The organism is Microlunatus kandeliicorticis (assembly GCF_014137855.1).
GTDB lineage: Bacteria > Actinomycetota > Actinomycetes > Propionibacteriales > Propionibacteriaceae > Microlunatus > Microlunatus kandeliicorticis.
Map to the genome: position 1 here is coordinate 1,011,923 of NZ_JACGWT010000001.1, position 16,566 is coordinate 1,028,488.

13 protein-coding genes are annotated in these 16,566 nt (G+C 74.3%); 4 read left to right on the forward strand and 9 right to left on the reverse strand.

Annotation, left to right across the window (positions count from 1 at the left end; genetic code table 11):
• Nucleotides 1-24 precede the first annotated feature (24 nt).
• Nucleotides 25-1,137: a hypothetical protein gene (locus FHX74_RS04480; RefSeq protein ID WP_182558823.1), complete on the forward strand. Its 1,113-nt coding sequence runs from the start codon at nt 25-27 to the stop codon at nt 1,135-1,137.
• 10 nt (nt 1,138-1,147) lie between these two features.
• Here FHX74_RS04480 and FHX74_RS04485 read toward each other — a convergent pair whose 3' ends face one another.
• The 4 genes from FHX74_RS04485 to lat form a co-directional block, all read right to left on the reverse strand.
• A complete protein-coding gene (locus FHX74_RS04485; RefSeq protein ID WP_182558824.1) occupies nt 1,148-2,371 on the reverse strand; it encodes an acyl-CoA dehydrogenase family protein in 1,224 nt (407 codons plus the stop codon).
• A 1-nt stretch (nt 2,372) separates the two neighbouring features.
• Entirely contained in the window at nt 2,373-4,580 is a 2,208-nt protein-coding gene (locus FHX74_RS04490; RefSeq protein ID WP_182558825.1) for a thiamine pyrophosphate-dependent enzyme, read from the reverse strand.
• 22 nt (nt 4,581-4,602) lie between these two features.
• The gene (locus tag FHX74_RS04495; protein WP_182558826.1) at nt 4,603-6,099 is read right to left on the reverse strand and encodes an aldehyde dehydrogenase family protein; all 1,497 of its coding nucleotides are present in this window, start codon (nt 6,097-6,099) and stop codon (nt 4,603-4,605) included.
• Between the two features lie 80 nt (nt 6,100-6,179).
• A complete protein-coding gene (gene lat / locus FHX74_RS04500; RefSeq protein ID WP_182558827.1) occupies nt 6,180-7,511 on the reverse strand; it encodes an L-lysine 6-transaminase in 1,332 nt (443 codons plus the stop codon).
• A gap of 304 nt (nt 7,512-7,815) precedes the next feature.
• Between lat and FHX74_RS19805 the strand changes: the two genes are divergently transcribed.
• Entirely contained in the window at nt 7,816-9,657 is a 1,842-nt protein-coding gene (locus FHX74_RS19805; RefSeq protein ID WP_220483416.1) for a serine/threonine-protein kinase, read from the forward strand.
• A gap of 33 nt (nt 9,658-9,690) precedes the next feature.
• Here FHX74_RS19805 and FHX74_RS04510 read toward each other — a convergent pair whose 3' ends face one another.
• From FHX74_RS04510 to FHX74_RS04530, 5 genes are all read right to left on the reverse strand, one after another.
• Nucleotides 9,691-11,385, reverse strand: a complete 1,695-nt coding sequence (locus tag FHX74_RS04510) for a phospho-sugar mutase (protein WP_182558985.1) — start codon at nt 11,383-11,385, stop codon at nt 9,691-9,693.
• A gap of 53 nt (nt 11,386-11,438) precedes the next feature.
• Nucleotides 11,439-12,245, reverse strand: a complete 807-nt coding sequence (locus tag FHX74_RS04515; RefSeq protein ID WP_182558828.1) for a purine-nucleoside phosphorylase — start codon at nt 12,243-12,245, stop codon at nt 11,439-11,441.
• 101 nt (nt 12,246-12,346) lie between these two features.
• The gene (locus FHX74_RS04520; protein WP_182558829.1) at nt 12,347-12,796 is read right to left on the reverse strand and encodes a gamma-glutamylcyclotransferase; all 450 of its coding nucleotides are present in this window, start codon (nt 12,794-12,796) and stop codon (nt 12,347-12,349) included.
• Nucleotides 12,797-12,829: 33 nt separating this feature from the next.
• Complete coding sequence (locus FHX74_RS04525; RefSeq protein WP_182558830.1) at nt 12,830-13,459, reverse strand: universal stress protein; 630 nt, start codon at nt 13,457-13,459, stop codon at nt 12,830-12,832.
• Nucleotides 13,456-14,904: an MFS transporter gene (locus FHX74_RS04530; RefSeq protein ID WP_328823611.1), complete on the reverse strand. Its 1,449-nt coding sequence runs from the start codon at nt 14,902-14,904 to the stop codon at nt 13,456-13,458. Before FHX74_RS04530 ends, FHX74_RS04525 begins: the two co-directional genes overlap by 4 nt.
• A gap of 94 nt (nt 14,905-14,998) precedes the next feature.
• Here FHX74_RS04530 and FHX74_RS20090 point away from each other — a divergent pair, with 94 nt between their 5' ends.
• Both FHX74_RS20090 and FHX74_RS04535 read left to right on the forward strand, forming a co-directional pair.
• On the forward strand, nt 14,999-16,018 hold the full coding sequence (locus tag FHX74_RS20090; protein WP_235970093.1) for a carbohydrate kinase family protein: 1,020 nt from the start codon (nt 14,999-15,001) through the stop codon (nt 16,016-16,018).
• Entirely contained in the window at nt 16,011-16,523 is a 513-nt protein-coding gene (locus tag FHX74_RS04535; protein ID WP_182558832.1) for an NUDIX domain-containing protein, read from the forward strand. The genes FHX74_RS20090 and FHX74_RS04535 overlap by 8 nt, the downstream gene beginning before the upstream one ends.
• Nucleotides 16,524-16,566 lie beyond the last annotated feature (43 nt).

Here is a 16,566-nt window from a genome sequence, read left to right on the forward strand (position 1 = left end):
CCCCGGCCGTGATCGAATGCGGCCGTGGCAGCACGACAGGTCGGGCCCTACCGACTCAGGCGCGCGCTGAGCAAGGGTGCCGGCGGCAGCGTCCACCGCGCGGTCGGCCCGACCGGCACCACCGTCCTGGTGGTGCTCGCCCCGGCGAGTCCGGCCGAGGCGGTGTCGGCGTTCGTCTCGCGGGTGAACGCCGCCGCGATCGGCACCATCGAGAACAGCAGCCTCTACGAGGACCGGCCGTGGGCCGCGGTCCCGGCCTCGCGTCCCGACGTCGCCTGGGGCCTGCTCGGACAGGCCGCCCCGGCCGCCGCCGGCGCCCCGGCCGTGTCGAGCTACGTCGGCTCCGGTCCGGCCGGAGCCGACCGGCCGGAGAGCCGGGCCGAGATGCTCCGGCGCGTCTACCCCCGGACCGCCGACAGCTACCCGCCGCCGTCCGCGGCCCGGCCGACCAGGCTGCTGGTCGCCGCGGTCACCACCGCGGTGCTGATCACGGTCGTCATCGTGACCGTGGTGCTCCACCGGCCCGCCGAGACCTCGGGACCGCTGCCGCTGCCGTCACCGACCACGACGCGCAACCCGACCCCGCGGGGTCCGGTGCCGACCCGGGACCCGAGCAGCGGGCCGCGTCCGGACGTCCCGATGCTGTCGCACCGCTGGGGCGTCACCGACGACGTCTACCGGATGGCCCTCGGCGGCGTCCCGTTCGCCTTCCGGGCGCCCGGCAGCTGGGGCTGCATGGCCCGCGGTGATGCCGTGCACGTCTACTGGGAATGCGTGAACGAGCAGAGCAAGGACCCGGTGCCGTCGGTGATGCGGCTGTTCGTCGAGCCGTGTTCGCCGTGCACCGGCAGCCGGGAGAAGGCGCTGGTCGACGCCCTGGGCAGCCGACGACAGGCCCGGGCCGACCTGTGGGAGTCGACGAAGCAGGTCGAGACCGGCACCCGGGTTTTCGAGGAGCACCTGAGCGGCCAGGCCGCGAAGGACACCTGGCCGCACGACTACGCGCTGATCCGCCAGCTCGACGAGAACGCCGACGGCAAGCCCGACGCGGTGCTGATCGCCTTCGCCTACGCCAACGACGACGACCGGCTCGGCACCGAGAAGATGTTCGGCGACCTCTACGACGGCAGCCGCTGAGGGCGGGCGTTCAGCTGAACGCGTTCTGGCCGGTCAGGGCCTGACCGATGATCAGCTGGTGCACCTCGGAGGTGCCCTCGTAGGTGAGCACCGACTCGAGGTTGTTGGCGTGCCGGAGCACCGGGTACTCGCCGGTGATGCCGTTGGCGCCGAGGATCGTCCGGCAGGTGCGGGCGATCTGCAGCGCCTCGCGGACGTTGTTGAGCTTGCCCAGGCTGACCTGTCGCGGGTCGAGGGCGTGGTCGTCCTTGAGCCGGCCGAGGTGCAGGGCGAGCAGGAACCCCTTCTGCAGCTCGAGGGCCATGTCGGCGAGCTTGGCCTGGGTCAGCTGGAAACCACCCAGCGGCCGGTCGAAGACCTCGCGGCTGGCCGCGTAGTCGATCGCGGACTGCAGGCAGTCCCGGGCCGCGCCGAGGGCGCCGAAGACGATCCCGAAACGCGCCTCGTTGAGGCAGGACAGCGGACCGCGCAGGCCGCGGACCTCGGGCAGCACCGCGTCGGCGGGCAGCCGGACCCCCTCGAGCACCAGCTCGGAGGTGATCGAGGCCCGCAGCGACAGCTTGTTCCTGATCTTGGGGGCGCTGAAGCCGGGGGTGTCGGTCGGCACCAGGAAGCCGCGGATCCCGCTGCCCTGCTTGACCGAACCGTCGGGGTGGTGGTCGACCTCGTCGGTCTGCGCCCAGACCACCGCGACGTCGGCGACCGAGCCGTTGGTGATCCACATCTTGGTGCCGTCGAGCACCCAGTCGGCGTCCTCCCCGGTGCCGTCGCGGCGGGCCCGGGTGCGCATCGCCGCCGGGTTCGACCCGAAGTCGGGTTCGGTCAGCCCGAAGCAGCCGATGGTCTCGCCCTCGGCCATCCGCGGCAGCCAGCGCTGCTTCTGCTCCTCGCTGCCGAACTTCCAGATCGCGAACATGGCCAGCGATCCCTGCACCGAGACCATCGAGCGGACGCCCGAGTCGCCGGCCTCGAGCTCGAGGCAGGCCAGGCCGTAGCTGACCGCGTTGGTGCCGGCGCAGCCGTAACCCTGCAGGTGCATGCCGAGCAGCCCGAGCGACCCGGCCTCCTTGATCAGGGACAGGTCGACCTCGCCGCGCTCGTACCAGTCGGTGACGTAGGGCCGCACCCGCTGGTCGACGAACTCGCGCACGGCGCCGGCGATGTCGCGCTCGTCGTCGGTGAGCAGGTGGTCGATCTTGAGCAGCTCCAGGGGCGTGGGGTTGGTCCCGGTCATCTCATCGTCCTCTCCCGGCCAGCTCGGAGGCGGCCTTCTCGATCTCGTCCTCGCCGAGCAGCACGTGCTCGGTGGCGCGTCCCAGCGGGACGAAGCTGTCGATGCTGCTGACCCGGGTGATCGGCCCGGTGAACCCGTGCTCGACCAGCGCGGTGATCACGCCCTCGCCGACGCCGCCGCTGTGCCGGGTCTCGTCGACCACCAGCACCCGTCCGGTGGCCCGGGCCTGCTCGACGATCTGGGCCACCGGCAGCGGCGACAACCAGCGCAGGTCGAGCACCCGCGACCCGACGCCGGCCTCGGCCAGCCGCCGGGCGACCCGCAGGCTCATCGGCACCCCGTTGCCGAAGGTGATCATGGTCAGCTGCTCCTCGGCCGCGCTGCCGTGCGCCCGGTGCACCCGGCCCACCCCGACCGGCGCGTCGGTGCGGTCGTCGGCGGCCAGCCAGCCGCCGTCCCCGGGCTCGTGCAGGTCGCGGCGGTGGTAGAGCGCGATCGGCTCGAGGAACACGCAGACGCTGCCGTCGACGTCGGCGGCGGCCAGACAGGTGCGGAGCATCGCGGCCGCGTCGTCGCCGCGGGACGGGCAGGCCACCACCAGGCCGGGGACGTCGCGGAGCGAGGCCAGCGCGTTGTCGTTGTGGAAGTGACCGCCGAACCCCTTCTGGTAGGCGAGTCCCGCCACCCGGACGACGAGCGGGTTGCGGTACTGCCCCGAGGAGAAGAACGACAAGGTGGCCGCCTCGCCGCGGAGCTGGTCGATCGCGTTGTGCAGGTAGGCCAGGTACTGGATCTCGGGGACCGGCCGCAGCCCGGCCAGCCCGGCGCCGAGGGCCAGCCCGAGGATCGACTGCTCGTCGAGCACGCTGTCGAACACCCGCGCGGCCCCGAACCGCCGGGCCAGCCCGCCGGTGACGCCGTAGACCCCGCCCTTCACCCCGACGTCCTCGCCGAAGACGGTGGTGCGCGGGTCGGCGGCCAGCGCGTCGGCCAGGGTGGCGTTGATCGACTCGGCCAGGGTGCGCGGCGGCCCGGACTGGGATCCGCCGCCGAGCTCGCGCGCCCGCGCCGCCACCACGGCCGGACGCCGTGGAGCGAGCGGGGCGATCACCTCCGACGTCGAGGCCAGCCCCGATTCGGGGGCGATCTCGGCCGCGGCGGCGTCCACCGCGGCGCGGGCGGCGTCGTAGCGGGCCAGCACCGCGTCGGCGGAGAGGCCCTGGCCGACCAGGGCGCGGCCGAGTCCGAGCAGCGGGTCGCGGGCGTGGTCGGCCTCGACCGACCGCGGCGTGCGGTAGGCGATCTCGGCGTCGCTGCCGGCGTGCGCGCCGAACCGGACCGTCCGCAGGTGCAGGAAGACCGGCTGGCCGGCGCGCGCCGTCGCGACGGCGGCGGTGGCCGCGGCCCAGACCGCGGACGGGTCGGCGCCGTCGGCGGTCAGGTAGGTCAGCCCCGGACGCGAGCCGTACGCCTGGGCGATCCAGCCGGCCGGCGTGGGCACCGAGATGCCCCAGCCGTTGTCCTCGCAGACCAGCAGCAGCGGGACCGGGAGCCGCCGGTAGGCCGCGTTCAGCGCGGTGTTCACCGCACCGGCCGCGGTCGAGTGGTTGGCCGAGGCGTCGCCGAAGCTGCACACCACCACGGCGTCGTCGGGGTAGGGGGTCTCCAGACCGAGCCGGGTGGCCCGGCGCAGCGACAGCGCGAGTCCGACGGCCCGCGGCAGGTGCGAGGCGATGGTCGAGGTCTGCGGGACCACCCTCAGCGCGGCGTGGCCGAACACCTTGTGCCGGCCGCCGGCGATCGGCTCGGTCGCCTTGCCGGTCAGCCCGCGCAGGACGTCGTGCACCGGCGTGCTGCCGGGCACCTGCCCGGCCCGGGCGGCGTAGAAGCCGCCTGACCGGTAGTGCAGCAGCGCCGGGTCGGTCGGCCGGAGGGCCAGCGCCACCAGCGCGTTGCTCTCGTGACCGGAGGACCCGATCGTGTAGAAGCCCTCCCCGCGGGCCTGCAGCTCGCGGGCCACGACGTCGAGGTGCCGGCTGCTCGCCGCCGCCGCGAATGCCGCCTCGAGCACCGGCACCGGCACCGGCACCGGCGCCGGCTGGGTCGGGTCGGTGTCGGCCGTACCGGGTCGCGCCGCTGCGAGCGCCGACCGGAGGTGCCGGTCGAGCGCGGCACCGGGAGCCGGGCCGCTCCCGCTCGGGACGTTCATCGTGTCCGGACCCGCCGAGGGCTCAGGACCCGAGCCGGAAGCCGGCGTCGCCGGTCAGCTCGCCGACGTCCATCTGCGCCTTCTGCAGCCGGCCGGAGTAGTCCCAGTTGACCGACTGCCAGCGGGTGAACTGGTCGAGCACCCAGATGCCCGACTGCCGCGACCCGTTGCCCGACTTGCCGTTCCCGCCGAACGGCAGGTGCGCCTCGGCGCCGGAGGTCGAGTTGTTGACGCTGACCATCCCGGCGCTGATCCCGTCGCGGAAGCGGAACGCCTCGAGCGCGTCGGAGGTGTAGATCGCCGAGCTCAGCCCGTACCCGGGGTGGTTGGCCATCGCGATCGCCTCGTCGAGGTCGCGGTAGGTGGCCACCCCGACGATCGGCCCGAAGGTCTCCTCGTCGAACAGCCGGTCGCCCGGGCGGGTGCCGTCGACCACGACCGGGTGGTAGTAGAGCCCGGCCCCGGGGTCACCGACGAAACCGTCGCGCGGGTTGTCGGCGCCGATCCGGCCGGTGGCGCCGTGCACCTTGTGGTGCGGTGCGACCCAGCCGAGGTACTCCTCGTAGCGCTCGGCGAACTTGGCGTCGAGCATCGGGCCCATCAGCACGTCCTCGGTCGGGTCGCCGACCCGGGCGGCGGCGACCGCCGCGGTGAACCGGGCCAGGAAGTCGTCGTGCACCGACTCGTGGACGATCACCGTGCCCAGCGAGGTGCAGCGCTGCCCGGCGGTGCCGAACCCGCTGAACAGCGCACCCTCGACGGCCAGGTCGAGGTCGGCGCTCGGCGTGACGACCAGCGGGTTCTTGCCGCCGAGCTCGAGGCAGGCGGTCTGCAGGTGCCGGCCGGCCAGCGCCCCGATCTCGGCGCCGACGGCCGAGCTGCCGGTGAAGCCGACCTTGTCGACCAGCCCCTGGTCGAGGGAGCGGCTGAGCCCCTCGAAGGTGGCCGCGCCGTCGGCCTGGACCAGGGTGAAGACCCCGTCGGGCAGCCCGCCGCCGCGGACGAACAGGTCGCGGAACGCCTCCGAGACCACCGGGGAGTAGTCGGCCGGCTTCCAGACGATGGTGTTGCCGGCCAGCAGCGCCGGGACGATGTACCAGCTCGGCACCGCGACCGGGAAGTTGCCGGCGGTGATCACCGCGACGGTGCCGACCGGCTTGCGGAAGGTGAACAGCTGCTTGTCGGGCATCTCGCTCGGGACGGTCTGGCCGTAGAGCCGCCGCCCCTCGCCGAGGAAGAAGTCGCAGGTGTCGACGATCTCGCGGACCTCGCCGAGCGCCTCGGCGTAGGGCTTGCCGATCTCGGCGGTGACCAGCCGGGCCAGCGCCTCGGCGTTGGCCTCCACCACCCGGCCGATCTGGGCGATGGCGCGGCCGCGCACCGGGGCCGGGATCCGGGCCCAGCCGGGCTGCGCGTCGTGGGCCGACTGGGCGGCGGCGACGAAGGTGTCGGCGTCGCCGAGCTCGACCTCGCCGACGACCTGGTCGAGGTGTGCCGGGTTGGTGCTGGTGATGATCATGGTGGGTGTCTCCTCACGACCACCGCGCCGCGGCGCCCGCCGGCTCGCGGGGCCGGCGTCGGTGGTCTCGAACGATCGGGTCAGACGATACGGGCGAGCGAGCGGCGCAGCGCGTCGACGGCCTCGTCGAGCTCGGCCTCGGTGACGCTCAGCGCCGGGCGGAACCGGACGGCCCGCTCGCCGCTGGCCAGCGCCAGCACGTGCTCGGTCTCGCGCAGGTCGGTGAGCAGGGTGTCGCGGGTGCCGCGGTCGGGCAGGTCGGCGGCGATCATCAGCCCGCGGCCACGGACGTTGGACAGCACGCCGGTCTCGGTGGCGAGCTGCCACAGCCGAGCCACCATCCGGTTGCCCTTCGGCCCGGCCTGCTCGATCAACCCCTCGGCCTCGATGATCTCCAGCAGCCGGGTGCTGCGGACCATGTCGACCAGGCCGCCGCCCCAGGTGGAGTTGATCCGGCCGGAGACCGCGAACACGTTGTCGGGGACCTCGTCGACGCGACCGCCGGCCATGATGCCGCCGACCTGCGCCTTCTTGGAGAACGCCACCACGTCAGGGGAGACCCCGAGCTGCTGGTAGGCCCAGGCGGTGCCGGTGGTGCCGAGCCCGGTCTGCACCTCGTCCATGATCATCAGCGCGTCGTGGTCGTGGACCAGCCGCTGCATGGCCTGCAGGAACTCCGGCCGCAGGTGGTTGTCGCCGCCCTCGCCCTGGATCGGCTCGCAGACGAAGGCGGCGATGTCGTGCGGGTGCGCGGCGAACGCGGCGCGCGCCTGGTCGAGCGCGCGCGCCTCGGCAGCCTCGACCTCGGCCCGGTGGTCGGCCAGCGGGAAGGTGATCGCGGGGACGTCGATCCGGGGCCAGTCGAAGGCCGGGAAGCGCTCGGTCTTGACCGGCTCGGTGTTGGTCAGCGACATCGTGTAGCCGCTGCGGCCGTGGAAGGCGCGGGTCAGGTGCAGGATCCGGGTGCCGAGCCGTGGGTCGCGGCCGGCGGCCTCGTTCTGTCGGCTCTTCCAGTCGAAGGCCACCTTGAGGGCGTTCTCCACGGCCAGCGCGCCGCCCTCGACGAAGAAGAGGTGCGGCAGCGCCGGGTCGCCGACGACCCGGGCGAAGGTCTCGACGAACTCGGCGTAGGCGGTGCTGTAGACGTCGGAGTTGGCCGGCTTGTTGGCCGCCACCTGACCGAGCCGCTCCATGAACGCCGGGTCGTCGACCACGCCGGTCGGGTTGAGCCCCAGCGGGGCCGAGGCGAAGAAGGTGTAGAGGTCGAGGTAGCGCTGCCCGGTGCGGGCGTCGACCACCCGGCTGCCGCGGCTGGCGGTCAGGTCGATGACCAGCTTGAAGCCGTCGGTGAGGACGTGGCGCCCGAGGACCTCGTGGACCTCGGCGGGGGCGACGGTGGCATGTTCGGCCATCGTGGGACTCCGTTCGGTTGCGCCCCGCGGGATGGGCGGGACGATCTCCAGTGAGAACGCGTGTCAAGCGTAAGACTTGCGGCGACTCTAGGGAACGGCAGAAGGATCCACCAAACGACACGTCGGCGGGCGGTGGTCGGGTCCTCGGCGCGGCCGGATGCGCGCAGTCGGACCGGGTGCGGACGGTCGCGGTCACCCCGGCAGGTCCTAGGCTCGGCCGTCGGACACGACCGGGACACGACCCGCCTGACGACTGGGGACAAGACCCGGGCGATGGGCACGAGCAGGCGGACGGAGGAGGCGGATGAGCGCGCCGGGTGACCTGATCGCCGACCGCTACCGGCTCGTCCGGCTGGTCGGCAGCGGTGGCATGGGCGCGGTCTGGGAGGCCCGCGACGAGCGGCTGGCCCGGCCGGTCGCGCTCAAGCAGCTGCACGCCCAGGTCGGGGTGCCGCCCGCCGAGGCCGGTCTGGCCGAGCAGCGGGCGATGCGGGAGGCGCGGATCACCGCCCGGCTGCACCACCCCAACGCGGTGCCGGTCTTCGACGTGGTCGAGCACGAGGGCCGCCCGTGCCTGGTGATGCAGTACCTGCCGTCGACCCCGCTGTCCGAGCTGCTCCGCCGGGACGGCGCGCTCGACCCGGCTCGGGTCGCGGTGATCGGCCAGCAGACCTCGTCCGCGCTGGCCGCCGCGCACGCGGTCGGGATCGTGCACCGCGACGTCAAGCCGGGCAACATCCTGATCACCGAGGACGGCTCGGCGGTGCTCAGCGACTTCGGCATCTCGCACGCGCTCGGCGACGCCACCCTGACCAGCACCGGGCTGGTGCACGGCACGCCCGCGTTCCTCGCCCCCGAGGTGGCCCGCGGCGCCGAGTCCGGGTTCGCCTCCGACGTCTACTCGCTCGGGGCCACCCTCTACACCGCGGTCGAGGGCGCGCCGCCGTTCGGCACCGATCCGAACGCGATGGCCCTGCTGCACCGGATCGCCTCCGAGCAGCCGCGCCCGGTGCAGCGGGCGGCCGCACTCGGCCCGCTGATCGAGTCGATGCTCGCGCCGTCCCCGCAGGACCGGCCGGCGATGGCCGAGGTGACGCGTCGGCTCCGCGGGCTGGTGGACACCGGTGTGCTGCCGGCCGCCGACCCGGACGCGACGGTGGCGCTCACCGCACCGACCGTGCTCGACCGGAGCGAGCAGGGGGACGACCAGGTCACCCCCGCGCGGCCGACCGCCCGGGTCGCGCCACTCGCCCCGACGCCGTCACCCGCCGCGACGGTCCCGGTCAGCCCGGACGGGACCCGGCTGCTGGCCACGCCCACCGACCCTGGCCGAGCCGACCCGGACGACGACGCGCGGCGTCGGACCGCACCCGTGGTCGCCCGGTCGGTCTCGGAGGCCCCTCCCGGCCGGACGCCCCCGGCCGAGCGGTCCCGGCGCCGGGCCGGCTGGATCGCGCCGCTGGTCGCCCTGCTCGCGGTCGTGGTGCTCGCCGGTGCACTCGGCTGGTACCTGCTCCGCGACACCGGCTCGGCCGCCGGCCCGACCGGAGGCACCACGGCACCGTCGTCCGGCCGGACGACCGGCTCGGGCTCGACCGGGTCGGCCCGCCCGTCGGCGTCGAGCACGCCGTCGACGTCCGCCAGCCCGACGAGCTCGCCCTCCGCGTCGGCGACGTCGGCCTCGTCCAGCCCCTCGGCCTCGGCCGGGCAGCTGGCCGCGGCGATCAGCAGCTACTACGCAGTGATGCCCGGCGACACCGACGCCGGGTGGCAGCGTCTGACCACCCGCTACCAGCAGAGCACCGCCGGCGGCCGGTCGGCGTACGACCGGTTCTGGGGTCAGGTGCGCGCGGTGTCGGTGCAGGACGTCAGCGGCGACCCGCCCGACCAGGCGATCGCCACGATCGTCTACACCTACGACGACGGCCGGGTGGTCACCGACCGCACCCGGTTCGGGCTGGTCCCCGTCGACGGCACGCTGGAGATCGACAGCAGCCAGGTGCTCAGCTCGACCACCGCGGGCAGCACGTCCGGACCCGGCTCGAGCGGGAAGGGCTCGGGGGACGACAAGGGCGGCGACCGCGGTCCCGGCAAGGGCCCGGGGAAGCCCGGCGACGGCCCGGCTTCGCCCAAGGGTGACGGCTGAGGCCGCCACTGGGCCCCGCACTGGGCGAAGAGGTCAGCCGAGACCGAGCAGGGTCGCGACCTCGCCGCGGAGCAGCTCCAGCCGCGTCGCCACCGATTCCGCGGCTCCCGCCCCCTCGGCCGGGTCCGCCGCGACCTCCAGGTAGCTCTTGAGCTTGGGCTCGGTCCCCGACGGCCGGACGACCACGGTGATCCCGCCGCCGGTGAACAGCAGCCCGTCGGTCGGCGGCAGCTCCGGACCGCCCTGCGCGGCACTGTCACCGGCCAGGTCGACGCACCGGACCGGCGACCCGCCGAGCACGGTCGGGGGGTCGGTGCGCAGCCGTGCCATCAGGGTGCGCAGGGCGGCCGGGTCGTCGGTGCGGAGCGACAGCTGGGTGGTGCGGACCACGCCGTACCGGTCGTCGATCTCGGCCAGCCGGTCGGCCAGAGTGCGACCCTCGGCCCGCAGCCCGGCGGCGAGCGTCAGCACCCGGGCCAGTGCGCTGATCCCGTCCTTGTCGGCCACGGCGGACGGGTCACAGCAGTAGCCGATCGCCTCCTCGTAGCCGAAGGCCAGCCCGGGGACCCGGCCGATCCACTTGAACCCGGTGAGCGTCCGGACGAACGGCTGCCCGTGGGCCGCGGCCATCCGTGCCAGCAGCGAGCTCGAGACGATCGAGCAGGCGTAGGTCCCGGTGACCCCGCGGCGGAGGGCGTCGTCGGCGAGCAGCGCGCCGAGCTCGTCGCCGCTGAGCACCCGCCAGCCGGTCCGGTCGGGCCCGAACGGTGCCGCGACCGCGCACCTGTCGGCATCCGGGTCGTTGGCCACCACCAGCTCGGCCCCGTTCTCGGCCGCGGCGGCCAGCGCCAGGTCGAGCGCGCCCGGCTCCTCGGGGTTGGGGAAGGCCACGGTCGGGAAGGCGGGATCGGGCTGCTCCTGCGCGGTCACCACCGTCGGCTCGCGGAACCCGGTGGCGGCCAGGGCGGCGGCGACCACCCGGGCGCCCACGCCGTGCAGCGGGGTGTAGACCCAGTCGAGCTCGCGCGGTGCGTCGGCGGGGACCAGCGAGGCCAGCCGGGTCACGTAGCCGTCGAGCAGCTCGGGACCGACGGTGGTGGTCGCGTCGCCGCGCGGGACGTCGGCGAGCGGGCGGCCCGCGACCACCTCGATCCGGGCGGCGATCTCCGCGTCGACCGGCGGGACGATCTGCGACCCGTCGCCGAGGTAGACCTTGTAGCCGTTGTCCTGGGCCGGGTTGTGCGAAGCGGTGACCACCACGCCGGCCACGCAGCCGAGGGCGCGGATCCCGTAGGCGATCACCGGGGTGGGGGTCGGGTGGTCGACCAGCAGCGGGTGCAGACCGGCGCCGGCCAGGATCTCGGCGGTGTCGCGGGCGAAGACCGCCGAGTTGTACCGGGCGTCGTGGCCGACGACGACCCGCGCGGGTCCGCCGGCGTCGGCGGCGGCGGTGTCGGTCAGCCGGTCGGTGAGCCAGGCGGCCAGTCCGGCCGCGGCCTGGCCGACCACCACCCGGTTCATCCGGTTCGGCCCCGGGCCCAGGGCGCCCCGCAGCCCGGCGGTGCCGAAGGCGAGCCGACCGGAGAAGGCGTCCTCGAGCTCGGCGCGGGCACCGGCGTCGCCGTCCGCGGCCCGGGTCACCAGCCCGTCGAGGGCCAGCTGGGTGACCGGGTCGGGGTCGTCCGCGCGCCAGCCCGCCACCCGCGCGCCGAGCTCGGCGCCGAACACGTGCCGCGGGTCGGGGACGGCCGCGCTGACCGGGTCGTGGCCGCCGGGGACGGTCACAGTCGTTCGGCGAGCCCGGCCAGCAGGGTCTGCAGCCGCGGCGCGGCGGCCCGGCCGGCGGCGATCACCTCGGCGTGGTCGAGCGGCTCGGGCGAGATCCCGGCGGCCAGGTTGGTGACCAGCGACAGCCCCAGCACCTCGAGCCCGGCCTCGCGGGCGGCGACGGTCTCCAGGCTGGTGGACATGCCGACGAGGTCGCCGCCGATCGCTCCGGCCATCCGCACCTCGGCCGGGGTCTCGTACGACGGGCCGCGGAACTGGACGTAGACCCCCTCGGGCAGCGCCGGGTCGACCTCGCGGGCCAGCGCGCGGAGCCGGCGGCTGTAGGCCTCGGTCAGGTCGATGAACGTCGGGCCGCGGAGCGGGGTGGCCGCGGTCAGGTTGATGTGGTCGCTGATCAGCACGACCGTGCCGGGACCCCACTCGGTGCGGAGCCCGCCGCACCCGTTGGTCAGCACCAGGGTGCGGACGCCCGCGGCCGCCGCGGTCCGCACGCCGTGCACCACCGGCTCGACACCGCGGCCCTCGTAGAAGTGGGTGCGCCCGGTGAACACGAGCGCGGTCCGGCCCGCGGTGGTCCGGACCAGCCGCAGCTCTCCGCCGTGACCGGCCACCACCGGTGCCGCGAACCCGGGCAGCGTCTCGAGCGGGACGCTCCCGACCGTCTCGCCGAGCCGGTCGGCGGCCGCCGACCAGCCCGAGCCGAGCACGAAGGCGACGTCGGCACCCTCGACCCCGAACCGGTCACGGACAGCCTGGGCCGCCTCGGCCGCGAGCCGGGCGGGATCGTCGGTGTCGGTCACGCCCCGAAGTGTAGGGAACGCCCACCTCTGGGCCGTCCCGCCCGTGGGTGCGGGTGACGGGGGGGGCTGGGGTGCGGACGGCGGAGCGGTGGCCGCGGCGGTCACCAGCCGCTGGTGCACTCCCGGCTGCGGAGGGCCTGGACGTAGTCGGCGGGGGCTCCGGCGACCTCGGCCGCGTCGGAGAGGATGCCCAGGGTGCGGGCGCTCGGCACGCCGCCCTCGAAGTCGTCCAGTGCGTAGACCCAGGCGGTCACGTCCCCGTCGAGGGTGGCCACCCGCACCGTGAGCTTGCGGTAGAGCCCGGTGTCGGCGCTCTCCCACTGGTCGAGCGTGGCGGTGTCAGCCTCGCTGACGTCGTAGAGGCCGACGAAGACCTGCGCGTCGGGGTCGGTGGTGTCCTCGACCACGGTGGGCAGCGGCCCGTCCCAGCCGTCCCCGCCGAAGGTGAGGCGCCAGCCGGTCAGCCAGCCGGTGCCGCGGAGCGGGGAGTGCGGACAGCGGTGCGCCATCTGCTCGGGGTCGAGGTTGCTCCCGTAGGCGGCGTACAGCACGGCACCAGAGGGTAGCCGCCGACCCGCCCGGCGTCAGTCAGGCGACGGACCCGGACCCGGCATGTTCGGCGGTCGGACCCCGGGCCGCCCGGCCGCGGCGAGCGTCCGGCCGATCTCCTCACCGGCCCGGCGGCCGACCCGGCTGAGCGCGGACTCGGGCTGGCCGGAGATCCGCGGCGGCATGATCACCACCGGGCAGGCGGCGGCGTAGACCAGCCGGTGCGCCAGCATCGGGGTGGTCTTGAGATCGGTCCGGCGCGGTGCGTCGAGCACCAGCAGCAGGGCGCTCTCGGACAGCCACTGCAGCACGGACAGCGCGGTCCCGTCGTGCAGCTCGCAGCGGGCCCCGTGATCGGGACCGAGGACGTCCTCGACGTCGGCCTCGAGGCGGGCCACGGCATAGCTGCGCTCGGCCTCGGTGTCGCGGCTCACCACGGGAGGACGTCCGCTCGCCGCGGCCGGCGGGTGGCTCGGTCGCCAGGCCCGGACGGCCAGCAGCTCGGCGCCGGTGCGTTCGGCCTCGGCCGCCGCCCACCGGACCGCGGTGGGCGAGTGGCTGGTCTGGCTCACCCCGACCACGATCACCGGTCGGGGTTCGGCTCCGGGACCGGCGTCCTCCAGCGCGGTCGCCGGGTCCGGGGTGGTGCTGGTCGGTTCGGTCATGCGGCCTTCCCTCCGGTCGGCTGGTCGGCCCGCGAGAGCGGGTCGGCGATGTCCTCCAGGGCCTTGCCCTCGGCGTTCACGCCGCAGGCGAAGGCGACCACGCCGCCGATGATCATGATCACCGAGGCGCCGACGTACCCGATCGACAGCGGCCCGCGGCCGCCCTCGACCAGCGCGCCGTAGGTGACCGGGCCGAGGGCCCCGAAGCCCTGGGCGACGATGAAGAAGTAGCTGATCGCCTGGCCGCGGAGCTCGAGCGGGAAGATCTCGCTCACCGTCAGGTAGGCCGACGACGCACCCGCCGAGGCGAAGAAGAAGCAGATGCACCACAGCACGGTCTGGGTCACGGCGCTCAGGGCGTCGGCGGCGAACAGCGCGGCCGAGACGGCCAGCACGGCCCCGGCGACGCCGTAGGTCAGCAAGATCATCTTCCGGCGGCCGACGGTGTCGAACAGGTGACCGAGCACCAGCGGGCCGAGCAGGTTGCCGATGGCGAACGGGAAGAAGTAGTACGACGTGTGCGAGCTGTCCACGCCGTAGTAGGTGCCCAGCACGGTCGCGTAGGAGAAGAAGATCGCGTTGTAGAGGAACGACTGGGTGATCATCATCGTCAGGCCCATGATCGTCCGCTTGGGGTAGCGGCGGAGGAAGATCCCGGCCAGCGTGCGGAACGGGATCGACTCGGTCGGCTTGACCGACATCGCCTTGCTCTGGTCGACCTCGGGCAGCTGGTGGCCCGACTCACGGACCCGCCGCTCGATCTCCTCGACGTTGTTCTCGGCCTCCTGGTGCCGGCCGTGGGTCATCAGCCAGCGCGGGGACTCCGGGATGTGCCGGCGCAGGTAGATGATCGACAGACCGAGCACCGGGCCGATGAAGAACGCGATCCGCCAGCCGATGTTCTCGCTGAACAGGTCGGTGTTGAGGAAGAACAGGTTGCCGAAGGCGCCGAGCGCGGCGCCGGCCCAGTAGGTGCCGTTGACCGCGATGTCCACCCGGCCGCGGTACTTGCTGGGGATCAGCTCGTCGATCGCGGAGTTGATCGCGGTGTACTCGCCGCCGATGCCGGCACCGGCGATGAACCGGAAGATCCAGAAGATGATCATGTTCGGCGCGAGGCCGGCCGCCGCGCTGCCGATCAGGTAGATGGCCAGGGTGAGGATGAACAGCCGTTTGCGTCCGAGTCGGTCGGTCATCCGGCCGAAGACCAGCGCACCGGCGACCTGGCCGAGCAGGTAGATCGTGCCGGTCAGGCCGATCTCGGTGGCGTTCATCCCGAGGCTCTTGGCGAAGCCGTTGGCCGAGACGATCTGGATCTCCAGGCCGTCGAGGATCCAGCTCACCCCGAGGCCGACGACCACCGACCAGTGGAAGCGTGACCAGGGCAGTCGGTCCAGCCGGGCCGGGACCAGGCTGACCTGCGGTTCGGACGTCGTCGTACTCACAGTTAGGGACACTATCCACGCTGGAACGGGCTCCGGACGCGGGTCCCGACCGGGTGCAGACTGGGCGCACCAACCGACCGGAGCGGAGGACCCGATGAGCAGCGAGACCGACGCGGCGAGCGGGCCCCGGCTGGACGCGCTGTTCGCCGGCACGGTGTTCCTCGACCTGGTCTTCGCCCAGGTGCCGAACCCCGAGGCCGGCACCGAGGTCTTCGCCCGGGCCTTCACCATCTCCCCTGGTGGGGCGGCCAACCGGGCGGTCGCCGCGGCCCGGCTGGGGCTGCACACGGCGCTGCTCGCCGAGCTCGGCAACGACCCGCTGGGCAACACGCTGCGCGAGGTGCTGGCCCAGGAGGTCAACCTCGACATCTCCTGGATCGCCCAGCGGGCGGGGTTCCAGAGCCCGGTCACGGTCAGCCTGACCAACGACGCCGACCGCCGGTTCGTGACCTACGCCGAGGAACAGGCCGATCTCTGCTGGCCGGCCTCGCTGCCGCTGGTCCGGCTCGCGCAGGTCGAGGTGGCGCACGCGCTGCCGCACTGGTCGGCGGCGCTGCGCAGCCGCGGCACGGTGTTCTACGGCGGCGTCGGCTGGGACGACACCGGCGAGTGGTCACCGACCGTGCTCGACCGGCTGGCCGAGGTCGACGTCTTCGTCCCCAACGACGTCGAGGCGATGCGCTACACCCGCACCGACCGTCCGGAGGAGGCCGCGCGGGTGCTCGGCGAGCGCGTCGGGCTGGTGGTGGTCACCTGCGGCGCCGACGGGGCGATCGCCTACGAGCGCGAGACCGGTGAGCTGACCCGGGTGCCGACGGTGCCGGTCCGGGCCACCGACCCCACCGGTGCCGGCGACACCTTCGTGGCCGCCCTGATGGCCAGCCACGACCTCGGCTGGCCGATGGAGCAGCGGCTGTCGCTGGGCTGCCTGGCCGCGTCGTACTCGGTCCAGTCGCTGGGCGGGGCGAGCAGCGCGCCCCGGCCCGCCGACCTCCGGCGGTTCCTCGGCCAGGTGCGCCCGCCGGGCGACTGGGCCGCGATCGCCGCCTGGCTCGAGACGGTGGACGCCTCCCGGCCGACCCGGTACGAGCCGAGCCCGGGCGCCGGTGGGTAGTTGCGCGCACGGCGCCGCCGGCCCGGCTGGCGAGCGGCTGCTCGGCCGACAGGAGTTCCTGGCCACCCTGCCGCGACGGCGGCTGGCCGCCGGTGCGCTGGTCCGCGACGAGCAGGGCCGGTTCTGCCTGGTCGAGCCGACCTACAAGCCGCGCTGGATCCTGCCCGGCGGGACGGTCGAGACCGGCGAGTCCCCGCGGGAGGCCTGTGCGCGCGAGATCGTCGAGGAGCTCGGGGTCGCGCTGCCGGTCGGCCGGCTGCTGGTGCTCGACCCGGTGGCGCCGGACCCGCCGGTCGACCCGCACGGCGCGCTGATCCTCGCCTACGACGGCGGCGTCTGGGACGGGGCGACCATCGCGCGGTTCCGGCTGCCCGGCGACGAGCTGCGGTCGTTCCGGTTCGTCGACGTGGACGAGGCGACCGGTCTGCTCGACGCCGTGAACCACCGCCGGGTGGTCGCCGCCCTCGACGCGTTGCGGACGGGCACGGTCGCCGAGCTCGGCTGACCCCGGGCGCCCTTCGACCGGCTCGGGTCCCGCGCCCTTCGAC

What these genes read in the sequence shown, in the direction of transcription:
- FHX74_RS20090 (WP_235970093.1), top strand. Translation starts at nt 14,999, where the DNA reads ATGAGCAGCGAGACCGACGCGGCGAGCGGGCCCCGGCTGGACGCGCTG.
- FHX74_RS19805 (WP_220483416.1), top strand. Translation starts at nt 7,816, where the DNA reads ATGAGCGCGCCGGGTGACCTGATCGCCGACCGCTACCGGCTCGTCCGG.
- FHX74_RS04485 (WP_182558824.1), bottom strand. Translation starts at nt 2,371, where the DNA reads ATGACCGGGACCAACCCCACGCCCCTGGAGCTGCTCAAGATCGACCAC.
- lat (WP_182558827.1), bottom strand. Translation starts at nt 7,511, where the DNA reads ATGGCCGAACATGCCACCGTCGCCCCCGCCGAGGTCCACGAGGTCCTC.
- FHX74_RS04495 (WP_182558826.1), bottom strand. Translation starts at nt 6,099, where the DNA reads ATGATCATCACCAGCACCAACCCGGCACACCTCGACCAGGTCGTCGGC.
- FHX74_RS04490 (WP_182558825.1), bottom strand. Translation starts at nt 4,580, where the DNA reads ATGAACGTCCCGAGCGGGAGCGGCCCGGCTCCCGGTGCCGCGCTCGAC.
- FHX74_RS04525 (WP_182558830.1), bottom strand. Translation starts at nt 13,459, where the DNA reads ATGACCGAACCGACCAGCACCACCCCGGACCCGGCGACCGCGCTGGAG.